Source organism: Rudanella paleaurantiibacter, assembly GCF_009184635.1.
GTDB lineage: Bacteria > Bacteroidota > Bacteroidia > Cytophagales > Spirosomataceae > Rudanella > Rudanella paleaurantiibacter.
In genome coordinates, this window is the sequence record NZ_WELI01000014.1 from 1 (window position 1) to 20,063 (window position 20,063).

A 20,063-nucleotide genomic window follows, 5' to 3' on the forward strand; every position below is an offset into this window, starting at 1 on the left:
GGCGGACCAGAAGAACCCTATTTCAAGGCAACTGGAAATTTCGTATAGAACAGTGTATAAATTATGCCTCAAAACTAAAAGCGTAGTTTACTAACGCCGTTTTCCGGACATTTGTAAGAAAAACCTCAAAACGGTTTAGTGCGGTATGCCACCAAGGAAGACCTACTCGTGATGGCTCGCAGTAAGCAGTTGCTAATCAATGCGATGACGTGCTGGAATATGTTGCATATCTCTCAAAAACTCCAGGAATTGAATCCCCTTGAGCGCAGTCAACTGTTAAGCGGTCTGCCTGATACAGCTCCGCTGAGTTGGAAACATATCAATTTTCAAGGCGAATATGACTTTTCGGAAGGCACGTTACGAAATTTGGTCAGTCTAGAATTGGGTCAACTCTTAAAGGAGGAAGCAAAACCAGTTTGATGGAACATTTCGTACGAATGTGGGCAGCCCCCCACCAATAGCAAAGGGAAAAAGAAAACTGAGCAAAGCCTTCAACAAGAAGTTGATAACCTGCGCCGACAACTGCGCCAAAGTGAGATGGAGCGCGAAATCCTAAAATCGTTGTACAGCGCCTACGCTGTTGAATAGCCACTACAACTTACGTTCCGGCCAGAAGTCTTACCTTTAACCGACTTTCTGAACCAAGCCTCTCGCTTTTACTGGTACTTAATTGAGTCCTCCCTTAAAATCTGGGCTGGAGCGCGCGATGCTTTTCTTCCCGAAAAGTATTTGGTGAATGCGCTGGTGATCGCTTCGGCGAATCCCGTACAGAAAACTCTTACAGTCACGGTGCGCTCCCAGAAGTCACTAAAAAGTCATGCACTATGGGAAACAGCCAAAACAGCTTCCGAATTATTCACCCCCATGCAGCCGGGATTGATGTGGGCTCACGGAGCCATCTGGTCGCTATTGATCAAAACAAAGACAATGTGCGCGAATTCGGAGTTTACACTAACGATCACCTTCAGCTCATTGACCACTTACGTCAACATGGTATCACGACTATTGCCATGGAGAGCACTGGCAGCTACTGGCAAACTCTATTCAATGCACTTCAGCAAGCGGGTTTTGAGGTCTTGCTAGTAGGTGGTAGCCAGACCAAGAACGTCAAGGGACGCAAAACGGATGTTATTGACTGCATCTGGATTCAGAAATTACATTCCCTTGGCTTGCTATCAGGCAGTTTACTGCTGAGTGATACTTTTCAACAGCTACGTACCTACTATTACCATCGTCAGCATCTGGTTCAGCAGTCAGCCCGCTACTCCAATAAGATGCAGAAGGCACTCCGGTTGATGAATATTCGCCTGGATGTGGTGCTTAATGACATCACCGGTCAGTCAGGAATGGCTGTCATTGAGGCTATTCTGGCGAGGCAGCATGACCCTGAACACTTAGTTTCTCTTGTTAGTGTTCGGGTCAAAAAATCCCGTCAGGAGATCGGCCACGCTTTGCAAGGCTGGTGGCGCGAGGATCGGAGCGCCGAAGCGACTACTCTTCGAGCTGCGGGCCTCACTAGATTTTTACCGGCTCTACGAAGATAAAATCAAGGAATGTGACAAAATTATTGAAACGTTTCTGATTAAGTATGCTCCTCCAATCGAAGTGACGGCCGACGAGCAGAAGCAACTCAAGACACACCGCAAACGAGCTGGTAAACATGCCCCTGGCTTTAATCTCTCGCGGTTGGCTTATCAATACTTTAGAACCGATCTGTTCGCCGTATCGGGTATCAGCTATAATACGGTGCTGTGCCTGTTAACCAGCTTGGGTCATGACATTCACAAATTTCCAAATGCGAAAAGTTTTGCCTGCTGGCTGGGCCTGGTTCCCAATAATAAAGTGAGTGGGGGTAAAGTCATCAGTAATCGCCGACCTTCTGGTCGAAACACCATCGCCAAGGCCTTGCGCCATGCGGCTAATTCGATTGGTAACCAAAAGGACCACGAACTAACGCCTTTTTTCAAGCGCATTGCCTTTAAGAAGGGCCGGATAGCGGCCATTATCGCCACGGCCCGCAAGTTGGCGGTGATCATCTGGAACATGCTCACCAAAGCCGAAGCGTACCATAAGGAACGAGTGGAAGTGAATGGAGAAAAACAGCGGGCCGTACAGTTGAAGCACTTGGATAAAAAGCTGCACGCGCTTCAACTGAGCAAAGAAGAGTTAGATCGCTTAGTTGCAAAGCACTCGTTGTCAGTGACGTAGTAGTGAGTTGTACAGAAAAAAGCCTTGGCTATTTTCAGCCGACAAACCTGACTTAGACTTACCAGTTTATTGAGGCTGAAGAAACCAATTTTTCAGTACGATTACTCTGTAAGGCACTGAATGTCAGCAAAACCGCATACTACACGTATCGTAATGGAACAACGTTTACTCTGTCAGACAGCAATCTAGCCATGACTACCGCCATCGATAAAATTTTCTGGGAAAACTCCCGCCGCTACGGCAGCCGTCGTGTGGTGGAAGCGCTGAAGGAACAGGGAGTAAAGGCCGGTCGACATTGGGTACGTCGTTTGATGTAAGAGCAGGGCTGGCGGGCCATTCAGCGGCAGCGGCCGGCCGTCCCGTAGTTTCATACCCCAAACGACTAACTCTAATCATGGTTTAATCGCCTGTCCCAACCGCTTAATTGAGTATGGCAAACCTACTGCTCCTAATCAAGCTTGGCCGGGCCGCCGTTGCGGTCGGCGACATTACGTATTTACCTTTAGCTGATGGGCATTGTGCTTATTTAGCCAGTTGGATGGACCTGTATTCTAGTCGGATCGTCGGTTGGTGGATCGACAAGCACATGAAAGAAAGCCTGGTTGTGCAGGCCTTTGACCAGGCCCTTAAGCAACGTCAACCTAAACCAGGTTTGATCGTCCGCTCAGACCGGGGTGGTCAGTATTTTGGTTACCATTTCCGAAAGCGGCTCGATAAATGGCACTGCCGGCAGAGCATGGCGGAAACCAATAATCCCTACCAAAACGCTCATGGCGAGTCGTTATGGGGCCGTTTAAAAGCCGAGTTGCTGGAGGATGGCTGTTTTATCAGTTTATAATATGCCCGTAATGAGTTGTTTAACTATATTGAGGGGTACTATAATGTCCGTAGGCTTCACTCATCGCTGGGCTACCGTTCACCAATTGATTTTGAAAACCAATATTAACAAACTAGTCAGTTAAACTCTCATAAGTAAAGTGTCCGGCCAAACGGGACCACCCCAGTTTTGCCGAACCAAACATCAACCGTCATCGCTTTGAGATTGATCCTTCTTAACTTGTAGTACTCTTCAAGTTGATAAGCCCCAAACACACCAACTAATGGATTTACATCTAAGGTGGCCTGTACTGCAGTCGACTATAACGAATTACGTCGGCAACCGTTAGTGGTTCAATTGGCTTGGCAGATCAAAACTCCGTCAAGCTTTTAATTTCAATAACGCGACTCGCTGGGTACTGTCTTATGAATGATGAAAGATCATTTATAAACGTGGTATTTGTCATTCGCGACTTAATAAATTGATGCTTAGCCTTGCTCTACGTTCGAATCCGCTTACCTTTTGTAGGCATAATAAATACCGTTGGACAGCTTGTTGACGTCAAACTCAACTTTGCCGTTCGACAGATCACTTTCCTGCAAAACAGTGCCTTTCTATCTGACAAACCTACGAGTGCATCGATATTGATCAGCTTGATATCCTCGACAAGTTAGTCGGTGGCCATGTCATTCTGCTCAATAGCAGACTATTCTTGTTCGGATTCATTGGGTTTAATTGTTGCAGCTATCAGATCCCCACTAACTGCTCCTCTGATCTGAATATACTGCTCCACCTGAACTTACCGGTATGAATTTTCCATCGTTAGTAGTTAGTGCAGTGCAGACAAAAGTAGCTGGAGGTATCGCTATGTACCTTTTAACTATAAGTTGCAAATCACCATTAGGCTATTGCGGTAGTTACACCCATTTTTTATGCAGGGAACGGTGTTTCGTACAAAATCAATATAGGTTTGCGAAGAAATTTTCCGCTTCTTCAATTACTCTTTTAGTGAAGAATAATGTCCATAGTCTAGATGCATCCGAATAATGGTATTGATGGGTACGCCCAGCCTAGAGTGTTCAATAAAGTGTGTCAAGTTGTGATTAGCTAACTTGACACACTTTATTGAACACTCTCACGTTGCAGAATATTAGTTTCACACACGACTACGATGGGGCGTATGTACTATCTCTACTTCCAGCAAGACAACCCAGCAATGGATTACCCTTCACGTATGTAAAGCGTCATTGTACCTAACTTTAATCGTGTTGGATAATTAGCCAGTTCTCGATCTACAAGTTTGTTATCATATGGCACAGGTCGAGTTATATACTTTGGGTCAATGAATATTATGTTTAAACGCTCATTTATTTGCCCTTTGGCTTTTCCCGTATGTTTTAGCATGTGCTCACTAAGTGTTCCTGTTTTTGTCAATGTAGCATCTTCGAAATAGCGACAAGCACAATACCAATACTTGTAATAGTGGTGATAGTTAGACAAGCATGCCTCGTAGCCGCCTGGATTATTTCGTAAAGACCGGTAGAGTTCATCAACGCGTTGCAATTCCTGCTGCTTACTTCTGCTTAATTGCTCGAATAGGGAATAGTTAAGCAGTTCATCTCGATAGTTTTTGAGATGTAGTAAAACCTCATCTTTAGGAGGGTTTTTTACAATAGAATATTTGTGTTTGCTAAAAAAAGAGAGGGATATAGCAGGGCGGTTAAAGTTGATGAGCTTTAAATTTTTGTAGGGTTGTCCGGGACGGTAGTATGGACTATACTCTTTCATATAATCCATAGGTATAAAATAGTACTCCAATTCATCGTCTATAGGTAAAGCACTAATCTGGTTCACAATTGGGGTAAGTTCTACATGTTGCGTTTTAAGTAATATGCGGAGTGCATCAAGGGGCGCTTCTTCGTTTCTTTTCTTTATCATGCTAGTATTCAAAGTTTCCATTATTTACCATAAAGGTAAATTTATAAAAAAGTTTTCCACATTCTCTTTCCCCTTTCCAATAAGGTTTGATCTTTTTTAACCTTTATCCTTTTTTTGATTGATATTTAAGAGGTCTATAAACTACTGAAAATCATAATGTTGCAAATAGAAAAAGGAGGTTTAGTAGGTCGAAAAAAGAGGTTTAGTAGGTTTGAGAATCAAGAAAAAGGAGGTTTAGTAGGTCGAAAAAGGAGGTTTAGTAGGTCATAAAAAGGAGGTTTAGTAGGTGCCTTCCGAGAAAAAGGAGGTTTGGTAGATGAAGCTAGTCATTAACAAAATATTTCATTGATTTATCGCGTGTAATTTCAAATGCGTTTACATACATTCTATTAATACAATACTTTAGTAGTATTGTATACTTATTTTTCGTGAAAAACCGAGGCTATCTTGATGCTTTTTTAGAGAAAAAGGAGGTTTAGTAGGTGTAGCTGGCAAAGTTTTTCTCCTGAAAAGTGAGAAAAAGGAGGTTTAGTAGGTATCATAAAAAGAGGAACACAGAAAAAGGAGTTTGTACAAAGTAACCTCCTTTTTCTGTATCTTTGAATGTACTCATGTTTCTGATATGGCGAAGACTACAGACGCAAATGCCTTAACTCTATTTGACTTTACCAGGCACACAACAAACTATCAGCCTAACATCTTAACACTATCGAAGCAGGAGTTCACGGAACTGGAAAAAAAGATAGTTGTATTAGTTGTCAATCGTATAGGTCTAATGGCTGTGAAAAAAGAGTTACCAATGGGGCTCAATGTAACAGTCCACATTCCGTTCTCAGAGTTAACGAAGGTTCGGTACGATCAGATTGCAGCGGCTGCTGAATCACTACAACTTAAACGAATTGGATATCGTCGTGATAAGGAAGAGCAGTTTGATTACATCATCCCTTTTCCTCGAATCCGGTCTCTAATTGAAAATGGTCGCCGGGTCATTGAGCTGACGATGTTCGCAGATGTAATTCCTTACTTTGCGGAGCTTGGACAGCGCTATACTAAGTACGATATAGATGTTATGCTGTCGTTAAGCTCTGTATACGCTCAGCGTCTGTTTGAGATCGTGTCAATGTTCTACCACAGAGGGCAACGTGAATTTATCTATGATATAGCTGAACTGCGCCTTGTCCTAAACGTCCCTGATAGCTACAGTTACAATGATTTTCGCAAGAACGTATTATCGGTTGCACAAAGGGAGTTGCAAAATAAAGCGCAGCTGATAATTGATTGGGAGCCGGCCCGCAAAGAAGGAAAACGAATCGTTGCACTCAAGTTCTTTATCAAGACCACAGAGCAGATAGCAGCAGAAGCCGTTGAGCAGGATCGTAGACAGATCCGTGACATGCCACTCCACGAAGCCATTCAAATTGCCTACAAGTTGATGTCTGATTACAAACTTAAGGATTGGCAGAAAGATATAATCGTGAGTGATATTGAGAAGCTAGAAACACTCTTCCGTGTTCACTCAGAGTTGTCAAACGGTGTACGCTCTAATGTCAAGAATCCCACCGCCTATTTAGTGAAATCACTTGGCCTTGATCAGGTTCGTGAGAACAAATCCCAAAAGAGCACGCAGAAGCAACACCCGCAAGGTACAGGCACCCAACTGTCATTCATTGCAAATGGTCCTGACATCAGAACAGGAACCACTTGTTCAGTTGGAGATTTGCTCGGTGGTTTGTTCCCATTTTCAAACAGCCCGGAAGAAGGAAGATAACGAATTACTGGCTATGGTATGTCTAAGTTTAATCAATTAAGAGAGCGTTATCCTAACCTAATTCCTATTTCAGAATTACGAGCTAATGTTTCCATTATCGACTTAGCTTTACATTGGGGGTATGAACTAAAACGTCAGAAAGGCAAATCCAGACCTGTTCTGGAGCATACTGGCTATAACGACACGATCATTATTAAAAACCCTAATCACGCTGATGTACAAGTGTATCAGCGTGCTGGAGATTTTTCTGACTCGGGCACTATCGTTGATTTTATTCGGAACCGGCTTACTACAGTCTTCTCAGCTTACAATCAGCCTGATGAGCATTCTCTGACAAATATTACAAAAGTACTTTACGACTATTTACGGGTTGATCCAACACAATCAAAACCGGAACAGAAGCTCGCAGATAATGTAACTAGCCCTAAACGTCTCTTCAATATCGCTGACTTTGACCTTAGACCCTTGGAAAAGGATAATTTTCTGACTCAAAGACATATCACCCCTGAAACGCTAAACCGTCCCGAGTTTACAGGTAAAGTAGTAACTCAGGTTACCTATTACGATGCTGCCACAAGTCAGACGGTTGATCTGCCAACCGTTAAATCTAACCCTAATCATCAATTTACACAGTTTTCGAACGTTGCCTTTCCGTACTACAATGGCCAGTCAACCCGCGTAACTGGGCTGGAAATCCGGAATCAAACTATAAAATTACATGCGCCTGGTAGCGACCGCAATAGCAGTGTGTTCGTTTCAAATCCGCCAGCCAAAACATCACACTTTTTCATAATGGAAAGTGTAATTGATGTTCTCTCACATTGTCAGCTCCGCCTCTTAAGAGGAGATAATCGATTTGATTCTGTCTACTTTTCTGTAGGTGGTCAGCTCACACCACAGCAAATCAAGACACTACTGCACTACATTGTAGCTATTGAGAAAACACCCGATTTTAAAATTCATGTGGCCTTTGACAACGATGTAAAAGGTTGTCTGTACGATCTCCAATTCATCGAGCAAATAATCCGGGCTCAATTTCCCTTGACACAGGCTTCTCCGGCACCTGATCAAATCGATTATGTACTACCTATCACCAGCCCTCACCAACCGCTCAAGGAAGCACTTCTAGCTGTCATAGAGGAGTTTAATGATAAGGTTGAAACAAGTGGGAAACGAATACAGATATTCTATACTGAGGATAAGATTACAGTAAGCATCCCCAAAACAGTCGCAGCCTTATCGACTTTTAACCAAGGCTTACTGAGACTAAGAGGACATGACAGGCAAATTATGATTACCAAAGCGTTTCATAAAGACTTCAACGAAGATTTAGCCTCCATAAACAAGAGATAAGAAGTACCAGCCGCTATACCCACAGCTCAAGCCCTTAGAAGTTGTAATCGCATTTCCTGTATGCTATGCCATGAAACTATAAATTATTTACGTAACGAATCTTCATAAATTACTACCAAAATTTGGCACATTCGCCTATACTTGCCAACTTTTGGGCACAAAAGAATTATGCAGATAAGGAATATACTACAGGCTTTTGAGCCAAGCAGTCTGGTACAGCGTTCGGATATGCTTGTAGCACTTCAGCAAGCATATCCGAATGCGGCAACTTCCACCCTTGACTGGTATATCCATACGTTGCATGAAACCGGTCAATTAATCAGGCGGGGCCGAGGGCGATACGAAGTTGCTGGGCAGTCTCAGGCTCAAAAGCGGTTTGTTCCTTCTCTACCTAATGAACTGACCAGACTGGGTAAGTCATTGGGTGAGCAGTTCCCCCTGCTGACCACCTGTTTGTGGTCGACGGCCGCTGTACACAGCTTTACGGTGCAACAGCCTTTTGTGACATACTGGCTGGTTGAGACGGAGCGTGATGCGGTGGATACCGTGCTGGATGCCATTCTGCGCAGGCAGCGAGGTGGTACGCTACAAAAGGCACCTACCCTCAGAACGGAAGATATAAGACTGGCGCAACGTTACAACACGGATTCGTCTGTTTGTCTGCTGGTCAAGCCGCTCATTAGTGAAGCTCCACTTCAGCAGGACAGTAATGGCCTCATCGTGCCGACCGCCGAGAAGATCCTGGTTGATCTGGTTGCGGACCGCAAGATATTCGACCTGTTTGCCGAGGAGCTTCCTAATATGTACACGGAGTTCAATAGTCGGTTTGCCTTGAATCTGGACCGGCTTCGACGGTATGCCCGCCGTCGGCATCAGCTACCGAACATAGAAAACTACCTGCAACCTTTTTTCAACCTTCAATCCACCCAATCCGCTTGACAACGTTCTCTATTGGCTCCCGAATCAGTGTTCGGGGCGAAGATTTCCTCATTACCAGCGTTAAAGCATCCGGTACCCATTACCTGCTCGATGCCGAAGGGATAAGCGAACTGGTACGCGGACAAACCTTTTGTTTCGATACCGCTCTCGATACCGATGTGGCTGAGCTAAATCCCGCCCACACTACACTCCGACCTGACCGCGAGGGCGGTTACCGCCTGACCCGCCTGTTCCTCGAAACAGCGCTTCGGCAGGCAAGTCAGACATCCGACCGAATTACCCTCGCCCATAAAGCCGCCTTTAACCTGTCCGATTACCAACTGGAGCCAACTCTCAAGGCGCTGCGACTCCCCCGGCCCCGGCTACTTATTGCCGATGGCGTAGGCCTGGGCAAAACCATTGAGGCCGGTATTCTGCTCACCGAACTCATCCGGCGCGGGCGTGGTCAGCGCATCATGGTACTGGCGCTAAAATCCGTATTGGGGCAGTTTCAGCAGGAACTTTGGCACCGATTTTCCATTCCGCTCGTACGGCTCGACTCCGACGGCCTAGCCCGTATACGGGCCGATCTACCCCTGAACAAAAATCCGTTCGATTACTACGACAAAACCATTATCTCGATTGATACCCTCAAGGATAACGCCCGGTTTCGGTATTTCGTGGAGCGGTCGCGCTGGGATATTATCGTAATTGACGAGTGCCATACCGTCACCAATCAGGGAAGTTTACGGGGCGAACTGGCCCAGCGGTTGGCCAATCAGTGCGAATCACTGGTATTGCTGTCAGCCACACCCCACAATGGTAAGCCTGAGAGTTTTGCCAACCTGATCCGGCTTATCGAACCTACCGCTATTCCGCGTTCGGGGCAGTATGGAAAGGCCGACGTGGAGCCTTACTATGTCCGGCGGTTCAAGCACCATATTCAGGATGCCGGGGTGCGGGCCAATTTTCAGGAACGGGAAGTAGTTCGGCTGGGGACGCAGTTGTACCCGGAGGAAGTATCGTTTCTGGAGAAACAGCAACAGCTCAAAATTCAGGCGCTGCACGATGATTCGCGTACCGATAAACTCTTTGCCATTGGGCTGTTTAAGGCTTACCTATCATCACCCAGTGCGGCCAAAGAAACCATTACCAACCGCTTGGCTAAACTAAAGGGAGGAGCCAAACCCAGGGCTGAAGCCGTGGCCGAGCTAGAAGAGCTGTTGAGCGATCTGGACGAGCTGATCGACCAGCAACGTGATGCGCGGTTCGACCGGCTAGTGGCGCTTCTGAAAAGCATGAACTGGCGGGGCAAACAGGCCGACAACCGGCTTGTAATCTTTGCCGAGCGCATCGATACGCTAAAATACCTGCAACAGCGGCTTACCCAGCTTTTCGGGCTGGACGAAACCCGCGTTACGCTCTTTAGCGGCAGTTTATCAGATGTAGAGCAGCAAGCTGTAGTCGAAGATTTTGGTAAGAAAGACTCCCCTATACGGCTGTTGCTGGCCTCTGATGCCGGCTCGCAGGGGGTAAATCTCCATTATTTCTGCCACCAGATGATCAACTACGACATTCCGTGGTCGCTCATCACGCTTGAACAGCGCAACGGCCGGATCGACCGATACGGGCAAACCCTGCCGCCATTCATTTACTACCTGGTGGCCGAGGTGGCCGGGCAGCAACCCACTGACCCGAACGCGCCCAAAAGCGGCCTTCGTACCGACCTGACCATTATCGACAACCTGACCCGCAAGGAAGAGGAAGTCTACCGCACGCTGGGCGATGTGGGCTCAGTGATGAAGCTGTACGATGCCCGGCAGGAGGAAAAAGTAATCGAAAACGCCTTGCTCCATACCGACACGGCCGTTTTTGAGCATATCGAAGAGGCCGTGGCCGACATTGAGCTGGATTTCAGCAGTTTGTTTGCCGACGAAGACGACACCACCCCGGCCCTCAGCGCAGCATCGGCTTCGGAGCCCGCTCTGCTGCAGACAACGAGCTTTTACCCTTCGGACAGTGCCTTCTACCGAGAACTAACCGAACAGCTCGTGAGCGTGGGACAACTGAAGCCATCGGAAGCTACCTGGGTCGATAGCACCTACCTGGAACTGACCAATACCCCCGATCTGAACCGGCTGCTCTACGATCTGCCGCCCGAAGCCAAACCCGACGTGACCGACTGCTACCGGCTCACTACCGACCGGCAACTGGTGCAGCAAAGCATCACCGAGTCACGCAACCGGCGGGGCGAGTGGGCCAGGTTTCAGCCCATGTTTGATGGGCATCCGGTGATCCGCTACCTGCTCAACAAGCTGGCGGTCAGCGTAGACAAGGCTCAGGCCCTGGTGGCCCGGCTTCGTCAGCTACCCGCTCAATCGGCTTCGTACGTGCTGCATGGGCAGGTCTCAAACCAGTTGGGGCAACCGGTGCTATCGGAGTTTTTTGTAGTCACGCTTACCTATCTCGACGGGGCTCTGCGCGAACGGCCCGAACCCCTGTCGACCTTTATGACCCGCTACCGGCTGGCGGATAAACTCTATACCGAGCTCATGCCTGATGAGCATATTACCCACCTGCAAAGCCTGTTGCCCGATGCCATCGGTTTTGGCCAGGAATTATACATGCAGCAGCAACAACAGCAGGAAGCCTTACGACGCGAAGGACAGCTTGCCCTTTACCAGCAACACCTGGACCGCTGGCGGGCCGATGCCACCCAACAACTTCAGCTTCAGTTTGGCGATACGGCGGCCTCAGGGTTCCGGAAGGTACAGCGCGACCGAAACGAGCGGGAGATCACGACCATCCTCGATCAGTCGGGGCAGTATTACCGCGATTTGAGTTCGCTTAAAAACGACTCGTATCTACGCGTTCTGGCCGTTTTTTACAATCCTGAATAATTTGTAGACAATGGATATTCAACCCGACAAACAAAGTATTGACAAAGTTTTCGCTGGTACACCATTTTATATTGATTTCTACCAAAGGCAATATAAATGGACGAATGTACCAGTGGAAAGGCTATTGAATGATATTTTCTATCAATTCAATAAGAGCTATAAAGAGCACTCTGGAAGTAGCTTACCACCAAAACAGTTAGTGACTAAATACAATTGGTATTATTTGAATACTTATGTCACTAATGCAATCGATGACAAAACGTATATCGTTGATGGTCAACAACGGTTGACGACTCTGACCCTTATCCTGATTAAGTTAAAGCATAAAGCCGTTTTCTCAATACACCTTCAGGAGTGGATTAAAGGGAAAATTCTCGGGTATTCGGGCAGTGGTATACAATTCTGGATGAATCATGAAGCTCATTTAACAACTCTTGAAGATCTTTATGAAGGTAAGCCTGCAAAAGAAATTGCAATTGACTCAGGGATTACCGCCCGGAACATGGTTTCTAATTATGAAACCATCAGTAAGTTTCTTGATAAAGAATTAACTTCTGATAAACGCACTGAAACTTTCATTCATTACTTTCTTCAGCGCTTAGTACTTATCAATTTACATGTAGAACAGACTGATGTGCCCATGGTTTTTGAAGTCATTAATGACCGTGGTGTACGTCTTAAACCATATGAAATTCTTAAGGGTAAGCTTTTGGGACAAGTCAGCAAAGAAGAGTTAGATTCTCTGCAACTGAATGAGCTTTGGGACAATCAGGTTAATGCAATTAATGCCTTTAAAGATGATGAAATTGACCAATTTTTTATCTACTATCTAAAGGCAAAACTTGCTGATACAACCGCGCAAGGAAAGACGTTTGACAACGACTATCACAGAGCAATGTTCACTCCGGAAGTGAATGAGGTGCTACAACTTGATCACAATCCCCAGCGGGTAACTGATTTTCTTCTTCATGATTTTCGATACTTCACCAATCTTTACATCACACTTTGGAAATGGCGTAAAGAAGAATCTCCGCAACAGCCATTTGTCTACTTCAATGGGCTGACTGATATGGACAGTCAATTACTACTTATTCTGTCCGCTTGTAAACTAGATGACCCTGACGAAATAACAAAAGTAAAAGAGGTATCCTATCACGTTGACCGCCTTTTTTGCCTCCTGCAACTACAGCGAGGCTATGATAGCAATGCATTTAACCGAGCTATATACGACATCAGTAAAGCTATACGGGATAACGGCGTCGAGAGCATAAGAACAGCTTTTGACGACGTACTTAAGAAGTTGCTACAAAATGTCAAAAGTTCTGCAAATGGCGAGGTACTTACGTATGGGGCGTTTAAAGAAACTGGAATCGAATTAGAAAAGCGCTTCAAACGCTACTTCTTCGCAAGAATCGAGCGATTTATAAGCGAAAACACGCAACAGAATATGAAGCAGTCCATTAATGATCTCGTAACTAAAACGGGGTCAGTTAATGGCTTTCACATCGAACATATTCTTGCCGAAAATGATGAAAATCGCCAGCTTTTCGGTAATGATCCTGATTTATTTGAACGTGAGCGGAATCGATTAGGTGGGCTTCTATTATTGAAGGGAAAAGACAATCAATCGAGTAACAATGAGTCGTACTCTCAAAAGCTGAAAAGCTATGCGAATACGCTTTACTGGAATGAAACGCTCAGGGAAGACTCCTATAAATCGAAGAAAGACTTTGACAAGATGATGGATACGTTTAACCTTCATTTTGAGCCATTCAACAAGTTTGGGCCAGAGGAGTTGGAAAAGCGCCACCGACTACTTTTCGAAATGATTGCAGTCATCTGGAAATAACCCAACACCTTTTTACCATGCAATTCGACACCCTTATCCACAACCTTGAAAGCCTGCACCAACAACTCAGTGTACAGGCGGCCCGGCAGGCTGATCAGCTGATGACCCTTCGGAACTGGCTCTTTGGGCTGTACATCGTTGAGTTTGAGCAAAACGGCGAAGACCGGGCAGCTTATGGGCAGCAACTTCTGAAACGCTTGTCAGCCGAACTGAAACAGCGTGGAATAAAAGGAATGGCCGACCGGACCCTACGGCAATATCGTCAGTTCTATTTAACGTATCCAGAGATTTGGCAGTCAGTGATTGCCAAATTACAATTAGCTAACAAAGAGCTTATTAAGAAACTACCCCAACCAAAAACAGGTATCCGGGCAGCGGAGGAGGGGGTGCCACCACTCGATGTTCAGTTACTTTTGGATAAGCTGACGTACACGCACTTTGCCGAACTCCTACGCGTGGAAGACCCGCTTCGTCGTAGATTCTATGAAGTGGAGGCCCTGAAAAATAACTGGACGGTACGCGAACTGGCCCGGGCCACAACCACCCTGCTTGCCGAACGAACCGGCCTTTCGACCGATAAAGCCGCCGTAATTGGCCGAATAAAGGAAGACAAGCCAGCAGGGCTATCCGATCTGATACGGAATCCGTATTTGCTGGAGTTTCTGGGGCTGGAAGAACGGCCGGAATACTCAGAAAATGAACTGGAAACAGCGATCATCACTCACCTACAGGATTTCCTGCTGGAACTGGGTCGGGGATTCTGCTTTGAGGCTCGTCAAAAACGAATCAGTTTCGACAATCGCCACTACCGGATCGACCTGGTTTTTTACCATCGCATCTTGCGTTGCCACGTCCTGATCGACCTGAAAATCGGCCGTTTCGACCATGCCGATGCCGGGCAGATGAACGTGTATCTGAACTACTACAAGGCCAACGAAATGATAGAAGGCGATAACCCGCCCGTGGGCATCATTCTGTGTGCCGATAAAGACGAAACGCTGGTGGAATATGCGACCAGCGGCCTGAGCAACGATTTGTTTGTATCAACATACATGGCCCAACTCCCCAACCGGGAGCAACTCCTGAACTTTATCCGGCGCGAAACCGGCCATCTACCCAACCCATCAGACCCCACCATCCACTAAACGGTATGCTGAAATCCATACAGAACACCGGCGAGTTTTTCGCTTCCAACTATTTCGACGATGAGTTTGCCCGTAAAGTCCTGCAAAAATCGGGGTACGAGGCTGAGGCTCTAAAACCGGTTCAGGACAAGCTGGCTGGCCTCAAAAACCGTTATTTTGCCTTTAAAGATGCCTACCTCAGCGGTTCCATGCGGGCCAAAGACCGCATCACCGAAACCCACCGCTTTCATGGGTACCTGCTCGATGCGCTAGGCTATCCCGGTGCCCGGCCCGACTATACCGATCTCTTTCACCTCTCCGAAACCGAGGTTTTGCCGGTGCGCCATACCCTGCGCCGAACCGACGGCCGACCGGCCCTGATGATTCTGGAAATGCAGGCCCTGATCCGCGACGGCGATAATGAACCGCCCGGCCTGTTTGAACAACGCTACAACACCGAGGACGACGCGGACCCAGCACCCGCTCAACGTTTCCACCGCTCGCAGTGGGACAACGTGTTTCAGGTGCCCGAAGGGCTTAAACTATCGCCTAGCATTATCAACGAGGCCATTTCGACCTTGTTTCTGCTCGAAACCGACCGGCGGCCGCCTTATATTCTGCTGTTGGCCGGTAATGTGGTGTACCTGTTCGAAGGCGAAAAATGGTTTAGGGGTGCCTACCTGACCTTCGACTTGGAAGAACTCTTTGCGGAAGCCGCTCGCGACCGAACCCTCTACGGCCTGTTCTGGTGCCTGGTGGGTAAGGACGCCCTCGCTCCGGATAGCCACCAATCCGCTGGCCGGCTTCTGCTCGATCAGCTCGACGAAGACAGCCACCGCTCGGCCTATGAAGTAACCAAAGACCTCCGCGAAGGCATTGTGGCCGCCGTAGAAGGCCTTGCCAATGAAGCCGTCTGGTACTGGGCAAACAACCCAGCTCCCGGTACTGCCCCCGACGATGCGACCGAGGTCGATGCCCGGCAACTCAAAGACGAATGCCTGACGCTGGTGTACCGGCTGCTGTTTCTGTTCTACGCCGAGTCCCGGCCCGAGTTGAACATTCTGCCCACCGACGACCCCGTGTATGCCAAAGGCTACTCGCTCGAACGGCTGCGCGATCTGGAACTGGTGCCCCTCACCTCCGATTCGAGCCGAAACGGGTATTTCTTCGACGATTCGCTACGGCAACTCTTCCGGCTGCTCCGGCAGGGCTATAAACCCGCCGACCCCGAACGCTCGTTTGGGGTGCGCCCGCTCGACTCGCCCCTGTTCGATGAAAACCGGCTCACGCTGCTGAAATCGGTGCGGATTCGGAATGTGGTCTGGCAGGAAATCATCGGGCGGCTGTCGCTATCCCGCCGGAGTGCCGGACCACGCGGCAATGCGGCTAAAGGGAAAGGGAAGGGAAAGGTTCCATCCAGTCGGGGGCCATCCAGCCGGGGCCGTATCAGCTATGCCAATCTGGGTATTAACCAGTTGGGTAGCGTGTACGAAAGCCTGCTGGCTTACCGGGGCTTTTTTGCCGACGAAGACCATATTCTGGTAAAGAACCCCTCATCGCCCGATGCCGACGCGGAGGTGGTGCCCCGCCGACGGCGCGACGATTTCAAAGACAACGAAATCGTGCGTGAACGAACTGAGTCGGGCGAAGAAACCCACCGGGAGCTGATTATCCCGAAAGGGCGGTTTCTGTACCGGCTCAGCGGGCGCGACCGGCAGCAGTCGGCGAGTTATTACACGCCGGAGGTACTTACGCAGGCCACCGTGCGCTATACACTCAAACCCATTCTGGAACGGTTGGGTAAGGACCGAATCCACGGCGGCCTCTCAGCCACCGACCTGCTAAACCTGAATATTCTGGAACCGGCCATGGGCGCGGCCGCTTTTCATAATGAGGTGATTAACCAACTGGCCGAAGCCTACCTGCAACACCGGCAGCAGGAGCTGAAAACCAAAATTGCCCCCAACGACTACCGCGAGCAGCTACAGCGCGTAAAGGCCCACCTCGCCACCAACCACGTGTATGGGGTTGACCTGAACCCCACGGCCGTGGAACTGGGCAAGCTCTCGCTCTGGCTCAACGTGATTCACCGCGACATGCCCCCGCCTTTTTTTGGCTACCGCCTGGGGGTGGGCAATGCCGTGGTGGGCGCGGGCCTGAAAACCTACGCCTACGCCGACGTTAAGCTGACCTACACCAACAAGACCCGCACCAAATGGGAACCGCGCGAGTGGTGGACCAAAGCCCCCAAACCCCTCAACTGGAAACCCAAAAGCAAAGCCTTTGCCGTAAACCGGCGCGACGACGAGATTTACCATTTCCTGCTCCCCGACAAAAACATGGTGCCCTCCGCGGGCATCAAAGCCCTCTGGGAAGCTACGGACCCCGGAGACTTGTTCGCTCAGCAACAGGCCGAAAACCGCAAAACGGCTTTTGCCAACTGGAAAAAAGAGTTTTTCAAGCCCATTGATGCCGAGGAATACCGGCAGCTACAGCGCATTTGCCAGAAAATAGACGAACTGCTCACCCAGCACTACCGCTTTCAGCGACGGGTGGCCGACGAAACCCGGCAGGATGAGCCTTTCTTTGGCTTTGAACCCAAAGGGCAGCTTATTCTGGATTATGCCGAGCGCGAACGAATGGCCGAAAACCGCCAACGCACCAACGCGCCCTACTTTATCCTGCGCTCCATTATGGACTATTGGTGCGCACTCTGGTTCTGGGATGTGCGGCAGGCCGACCAACTCCCTTCCCGCCGTCAGTGGTATGCCGATGTAGCCAACCTCCTGAAGCTGGATATGGACGAGGAACGGCGAAATGGTGGAAAGCCCGAAAGGGCCAACAGCCCTGGCGTAGCCCTAGAGGCTACCCAACTGGATATGTTTGCCCCAACCGGAACGCCGGACCGCGTCGTGCAAACCCGGCTTGATTTCACCACTACCCTTGAAAAAAGAGGAGGGGACGGTGGTGGGGTAAACACCTACCGCCAGGCCGACGAGCAACTCGCCGTAGAAGAAGCGATTGTGGAGTACACCGACCGCACCGACGAAGACCTATTTGCCAACGAACGGCTGCGGGTGGTGCAGGCCCTCACCAAACGCTACCGCTTTTTCCATTACCCGCTTGAGTTTGTGGAGGTTTTTGCCGAGCGGGGTGGCTTTGATGTGATTGTGGGCAACCCGCCCTGGCTCAAGATGGAGTTTGCTGAAGCCGACATTGTGGCCGAGCGGTTCCCCGAAGTGGCCATCCGGGGCGTAACGGCCCCCGAAGTCCGCAAAAAGCTGACCGGCTACTTTTCGGGTGCCCCCGGCCTGCGCGAGCTGTACCTGAGCGAGCAGGTAGCCGCCGAAAGCACGGCCAACTTCATGAACGGCCTCCAGAACTACCCGCTCTTGGTGGGGCAGCAAACCAACCTCTACAAGTGCGTCCTGGAAAACACCCTCGGGCTATTGGCCCCCGAAGGCTTTGCCGGCCTGCTCCATCCCGAAAGTATCTATGACGACCCCAATGGCCAACCGCTTCGACGAGTTGTTTATCAGCGATTGCGGTATCATTTTCAATTTCAGAACGCTTTCAATCTTTTTGCAGAAGTCGCACATAGAGAGAAATACGGAATCAATGTGTACTCAGGTACTGAAAGCAGGGAACCAAATTTTGAATCAATCAATAACCTGTTTCATCCCAATACTTTGGATGGTTGCTTTATACACAACGGTTTCGGGCCTGTTGGAGGAATTAAAATAATGTCAGGCTCAGAAGATGACAGTTTTACTTGGAATGTCAGACCACATAAGGAGAGGATTGTCAAGTTTACTGCAAATGAATTGCGAGTTTTGGCTTCTACTTTTGAAAATTCAGATGAGTGGGAAACGACTAAGCTTGTAAGCGTACATGCAGAGGCAATAATGTCAATTCTTAAAAAGCTGAGTGTATTATCAAAAACAGTAAACAGTGTAGAAAATAAGGTTACGGTTTGTTGGGATGAAACCAATGCAGTTAATGCGGGGATAATCAAAAGAGAAACCTCATTTCCATTATATGAAGAGATGGGGATGATCTTTAGTGGACCACATTTCTATTTAGCAAACCCTTTTTATAAAACTCCAAGAGAGATCTGTACTGACAAAGCACATTATGATGTGATTGATACAGAATCAATTAGTCCCGATTTCTTTCCGCGTACAAATTACATTCCAGCTATTGGCCTTTCGGAGTTTGTCCAGAAGCAAAGAGGCTTTGTAATTAATGAAAATGCTTCCAAGCAAAAAGAATTCAATAAAACTGAGGCTAGATATGATAATTGGTTTGACTATTTTAAAGTTTGTTTTAGCAAAATGCTGAACAATGCTGGAGAAAGAACGTTACAACCAGCCATAATTCCGCCCAGAGTTTCACATATAAACCTGGTCATCTCAGTTACTGCAAAAAAAGAAGACATCTTAGTTGATATCGCATCAATCACGTCTTCTATTGTACTCGACTTTTTTGTAAAAACAGTAGGACGAGGAGACCTTTATCAATCTACCATTGTAAACTTCCCACTCGGCATTTCCGAACCCTACCGCACAGCCTTGGCGGTCAGAACATTGCGGCTTAACTGTTTAAACAAGTACTACGCCCCGCTATGGGAGCGGCAGTTTAGCCCCGCCTTTACGGCGCAGCAGTGGGCCGTTCAGGATGCCCGGCTGTCGCCGTTTGGGTCGCTCACGGCGGAGTGGGTTTGGGCTACGCCCCTGCGCAACGCGTTTGAGCGTCGGCAGGCGTTGGTCGAGATCGATGTACTGTCGGCCATGGCGCTGGGCCTCACGCTAGATGAGCTGCTGCTCATTTACGAGGTGCAGTTCCCCGTGCTCCAGCAAAACGAAGCCGACACCTGGTACGATGCCCGCGGGCGCATTGTGTTTACGTGCAGCCGGGGCCTCACGGGCGTGGGCGTGGAGCGCACCCTATGGGAGAGCGAGCTAAAAGGCCGCAGCCCGGAGCAGGGCCCCTACCACTACACCATCACTCGCTCGGAGTTGTACCGGGGGCAGGTGGTGGAGTTCCACCCGCCCTTTACCCGGCAAGACCGCGCCGAGGATTACCGGGCGGTGTGGAAGTCTTTTACAGAATTATACAGCCTTGAAAAAATTCGGTAAACAGTAACTCTTAGCTTAAATAACCATCTATTACACACCCAAAATTACCA

General features: G+C 48.4%; 14 protein-coding genes. 13 read left to right on the top strand and 1 reads right to left on the bottom strand.

Annotated elements, in window-relative coordinates; genetic code table 11:
• The first annotated feature begins 138 nt into the window (after positions 1-138).
• The 6 genes from F5984_RS27050 (at position 139) to F5984_RS27055 (ending at position 3,154) form a co-directional block, all read left to right on the top strand.
• The gene (locus tag F5984_RS27050) at positions 139-420 is read left to right on the top strand and encodes a Tn3 family transposase (protein WP_394367449.1); all 282 of its coding nucleotides are present in this window, start codon (positions 139-141) and stop codon (positions 418-420) included.
• A 404-nt stretch (positions 421-824) separates the two neighbouring features.
• Positions 825-1,544 (top strand): IS110 family transposase, encoded by a 720-nt coding sequence (locus F5984_RS23600; RefSeq protein WP_152126687.1) that lies wholly within the window; start codon positions 825-827, stop codon positions 1,542-1,544.
• A 61-nt stretch (positions 1,545-1,605) separates the two neighbouring features.
• The gene (locus F5984_RS23605) at positions 1,606-2,208 is read left to right on the top strand and encodes a transposase (RefSeq protein WP_185155630.1); all 603 of its coding nucleotides are present in this window, start codon (positions 1,606-1,608) and stop codon (positions 2,206-2,208) included.
• Between the two features lie 191 nt (positions 2,209-2,399).
• Positions 2,400-2,525: an IS3 family transposase gene (locus tag F5984_RS23610; protein ID WP_152126689.1), complete on the top strand. Its 126-nt coding sequence runs from the start codon at positions 2,400-2,402 to the stop codon at positions 2,523-2,525.
• A 113-nt stretch (positions 2,526-2,638) separates the two neighbouring features.
• Positions 2,639-3,046: a DDE-type integrase/transposase/recombinase gene (locus F5984_RS23615; protein WP_152126690.1), complete on the top strand. Its 408-nt coding sequence runs from the start codon at positions 2,639-2,641 to the stop codon at positions 3,044-3,046.
• 15 nt (positions 3,047-3,061) lie between these two features.
• On the top strand, positions 3,062-3,154 hold the full coding sequence (locus F5984_RS27055) for an IS3 family transposase (RefSeq protein ID WP_152126691.1): 93 nt from the start codon (positions 3,062-3,064) through the stop codon (positions 3,152-3,154).
• 1,092 nt (positions 3,155-4,246) lie between these two features.
• Here the strand turns inward: F5984_RS27055 and F5984_RS23625 are convergent.
• A complete protein-coding gene (locus F5984_RS23625) occupies positions 4,247-4,984 on the bottom strand; it encodes a hypothetical protein (RefSeq protein WP_246169341.1) in 738 nt (245 codons plus the stop codon).
• A gap of 601 nt (positions 4,985-5,585) precedes the next feature.
• Here F5984_RS23625 and F5984_RS23630 point away from each other — a divergent pair.
• From F5984_RS23630 to F5984_RS23660, 7 genes are all read left to right on the top strand, one after another.
• Positions 5,586-6,731: a replication initiation protein gene (locus tag F5984_RS23630; protein WP_152126692.1), complete on the top strand. Its 1,146-nt coding sequence runs from the start codon at positions 5,586-5,588 to the stop codon at positions 6,729-6,731.
• Between the two features lie 18 nt (positions 6,732-6,749).
• Positions 6,750-8,084 (top strand): toprim domain-containing protein, encoded by a 1,335-nt coding sequence (locus F5984_RS23635; RefSeq protein ID WP_152126693.1) that lies wholly within the window; start codon positions 6,750-6,752, stop codon positions 8,082-8,084.
• A gap of 228 nt (positions 8,085-8,312) precedes the next feature.
• Positions 8,313-9,023, top strand: a complete 711-nt coding sequence (locus F5984_RS23640) for a DUF6577 family protein (protein ID WP_152126694.1) — start codon at positions 8,313-8,315, stop codon at positions 9,021-9,023.
• On the top strand, positions 9,020-11,902 hold the full coding sequence (locus tag F5984_RS23645; RefSeq protein WP_152126695.1) for a helicase-related protein: 2,883 nt from the start codon (positions 9,020-9,022) through the stop codon (positions 11,900-11,902). Before F5984_RS23640 ends, F5984_RS23645 begins: the two co-directional genes overlap by 4 nt.
• Positions 11,903-11,912: 10 nt before the next feature.
• Entirely contained in the window at positions 11,913-13,751 is a 1,839-nt protein-coding gene (locus F5984_RS23650; RefSeq protein ID WP_152126696.1) for a DUF262 domain-containing protein, read from the top strand.
• A gap of 17 nt (positions 13,752-13,768) precedes the next feature.
• Complete coding sequence (locus F5984_RS23655; RefSeq protein WP_152126697.1) at positions 13,769-14,896, top strand: PDDEXK nuclease domain-containing protein; 1,128 nt, start codon at positions 13,769-13,771, stop codon at positions 14,894-14,896.
• Positions 14,897-14,901: 5 nt separating this feature from the next.
• Positions 14,902-20,013: an Eco57I restriction-modification methylase domain-containing protein gene (locus F5984_RS23660; RefSeq protein WP_152126698.1), complete on the top strand. Its 5,112-nt coding sequence runs from the start codon at positions 14,902-14,904 to the stop codon at positions 20,011-20,013.
• Positions 20,014-20,063 lie beyond the last annotated feature (50 nt).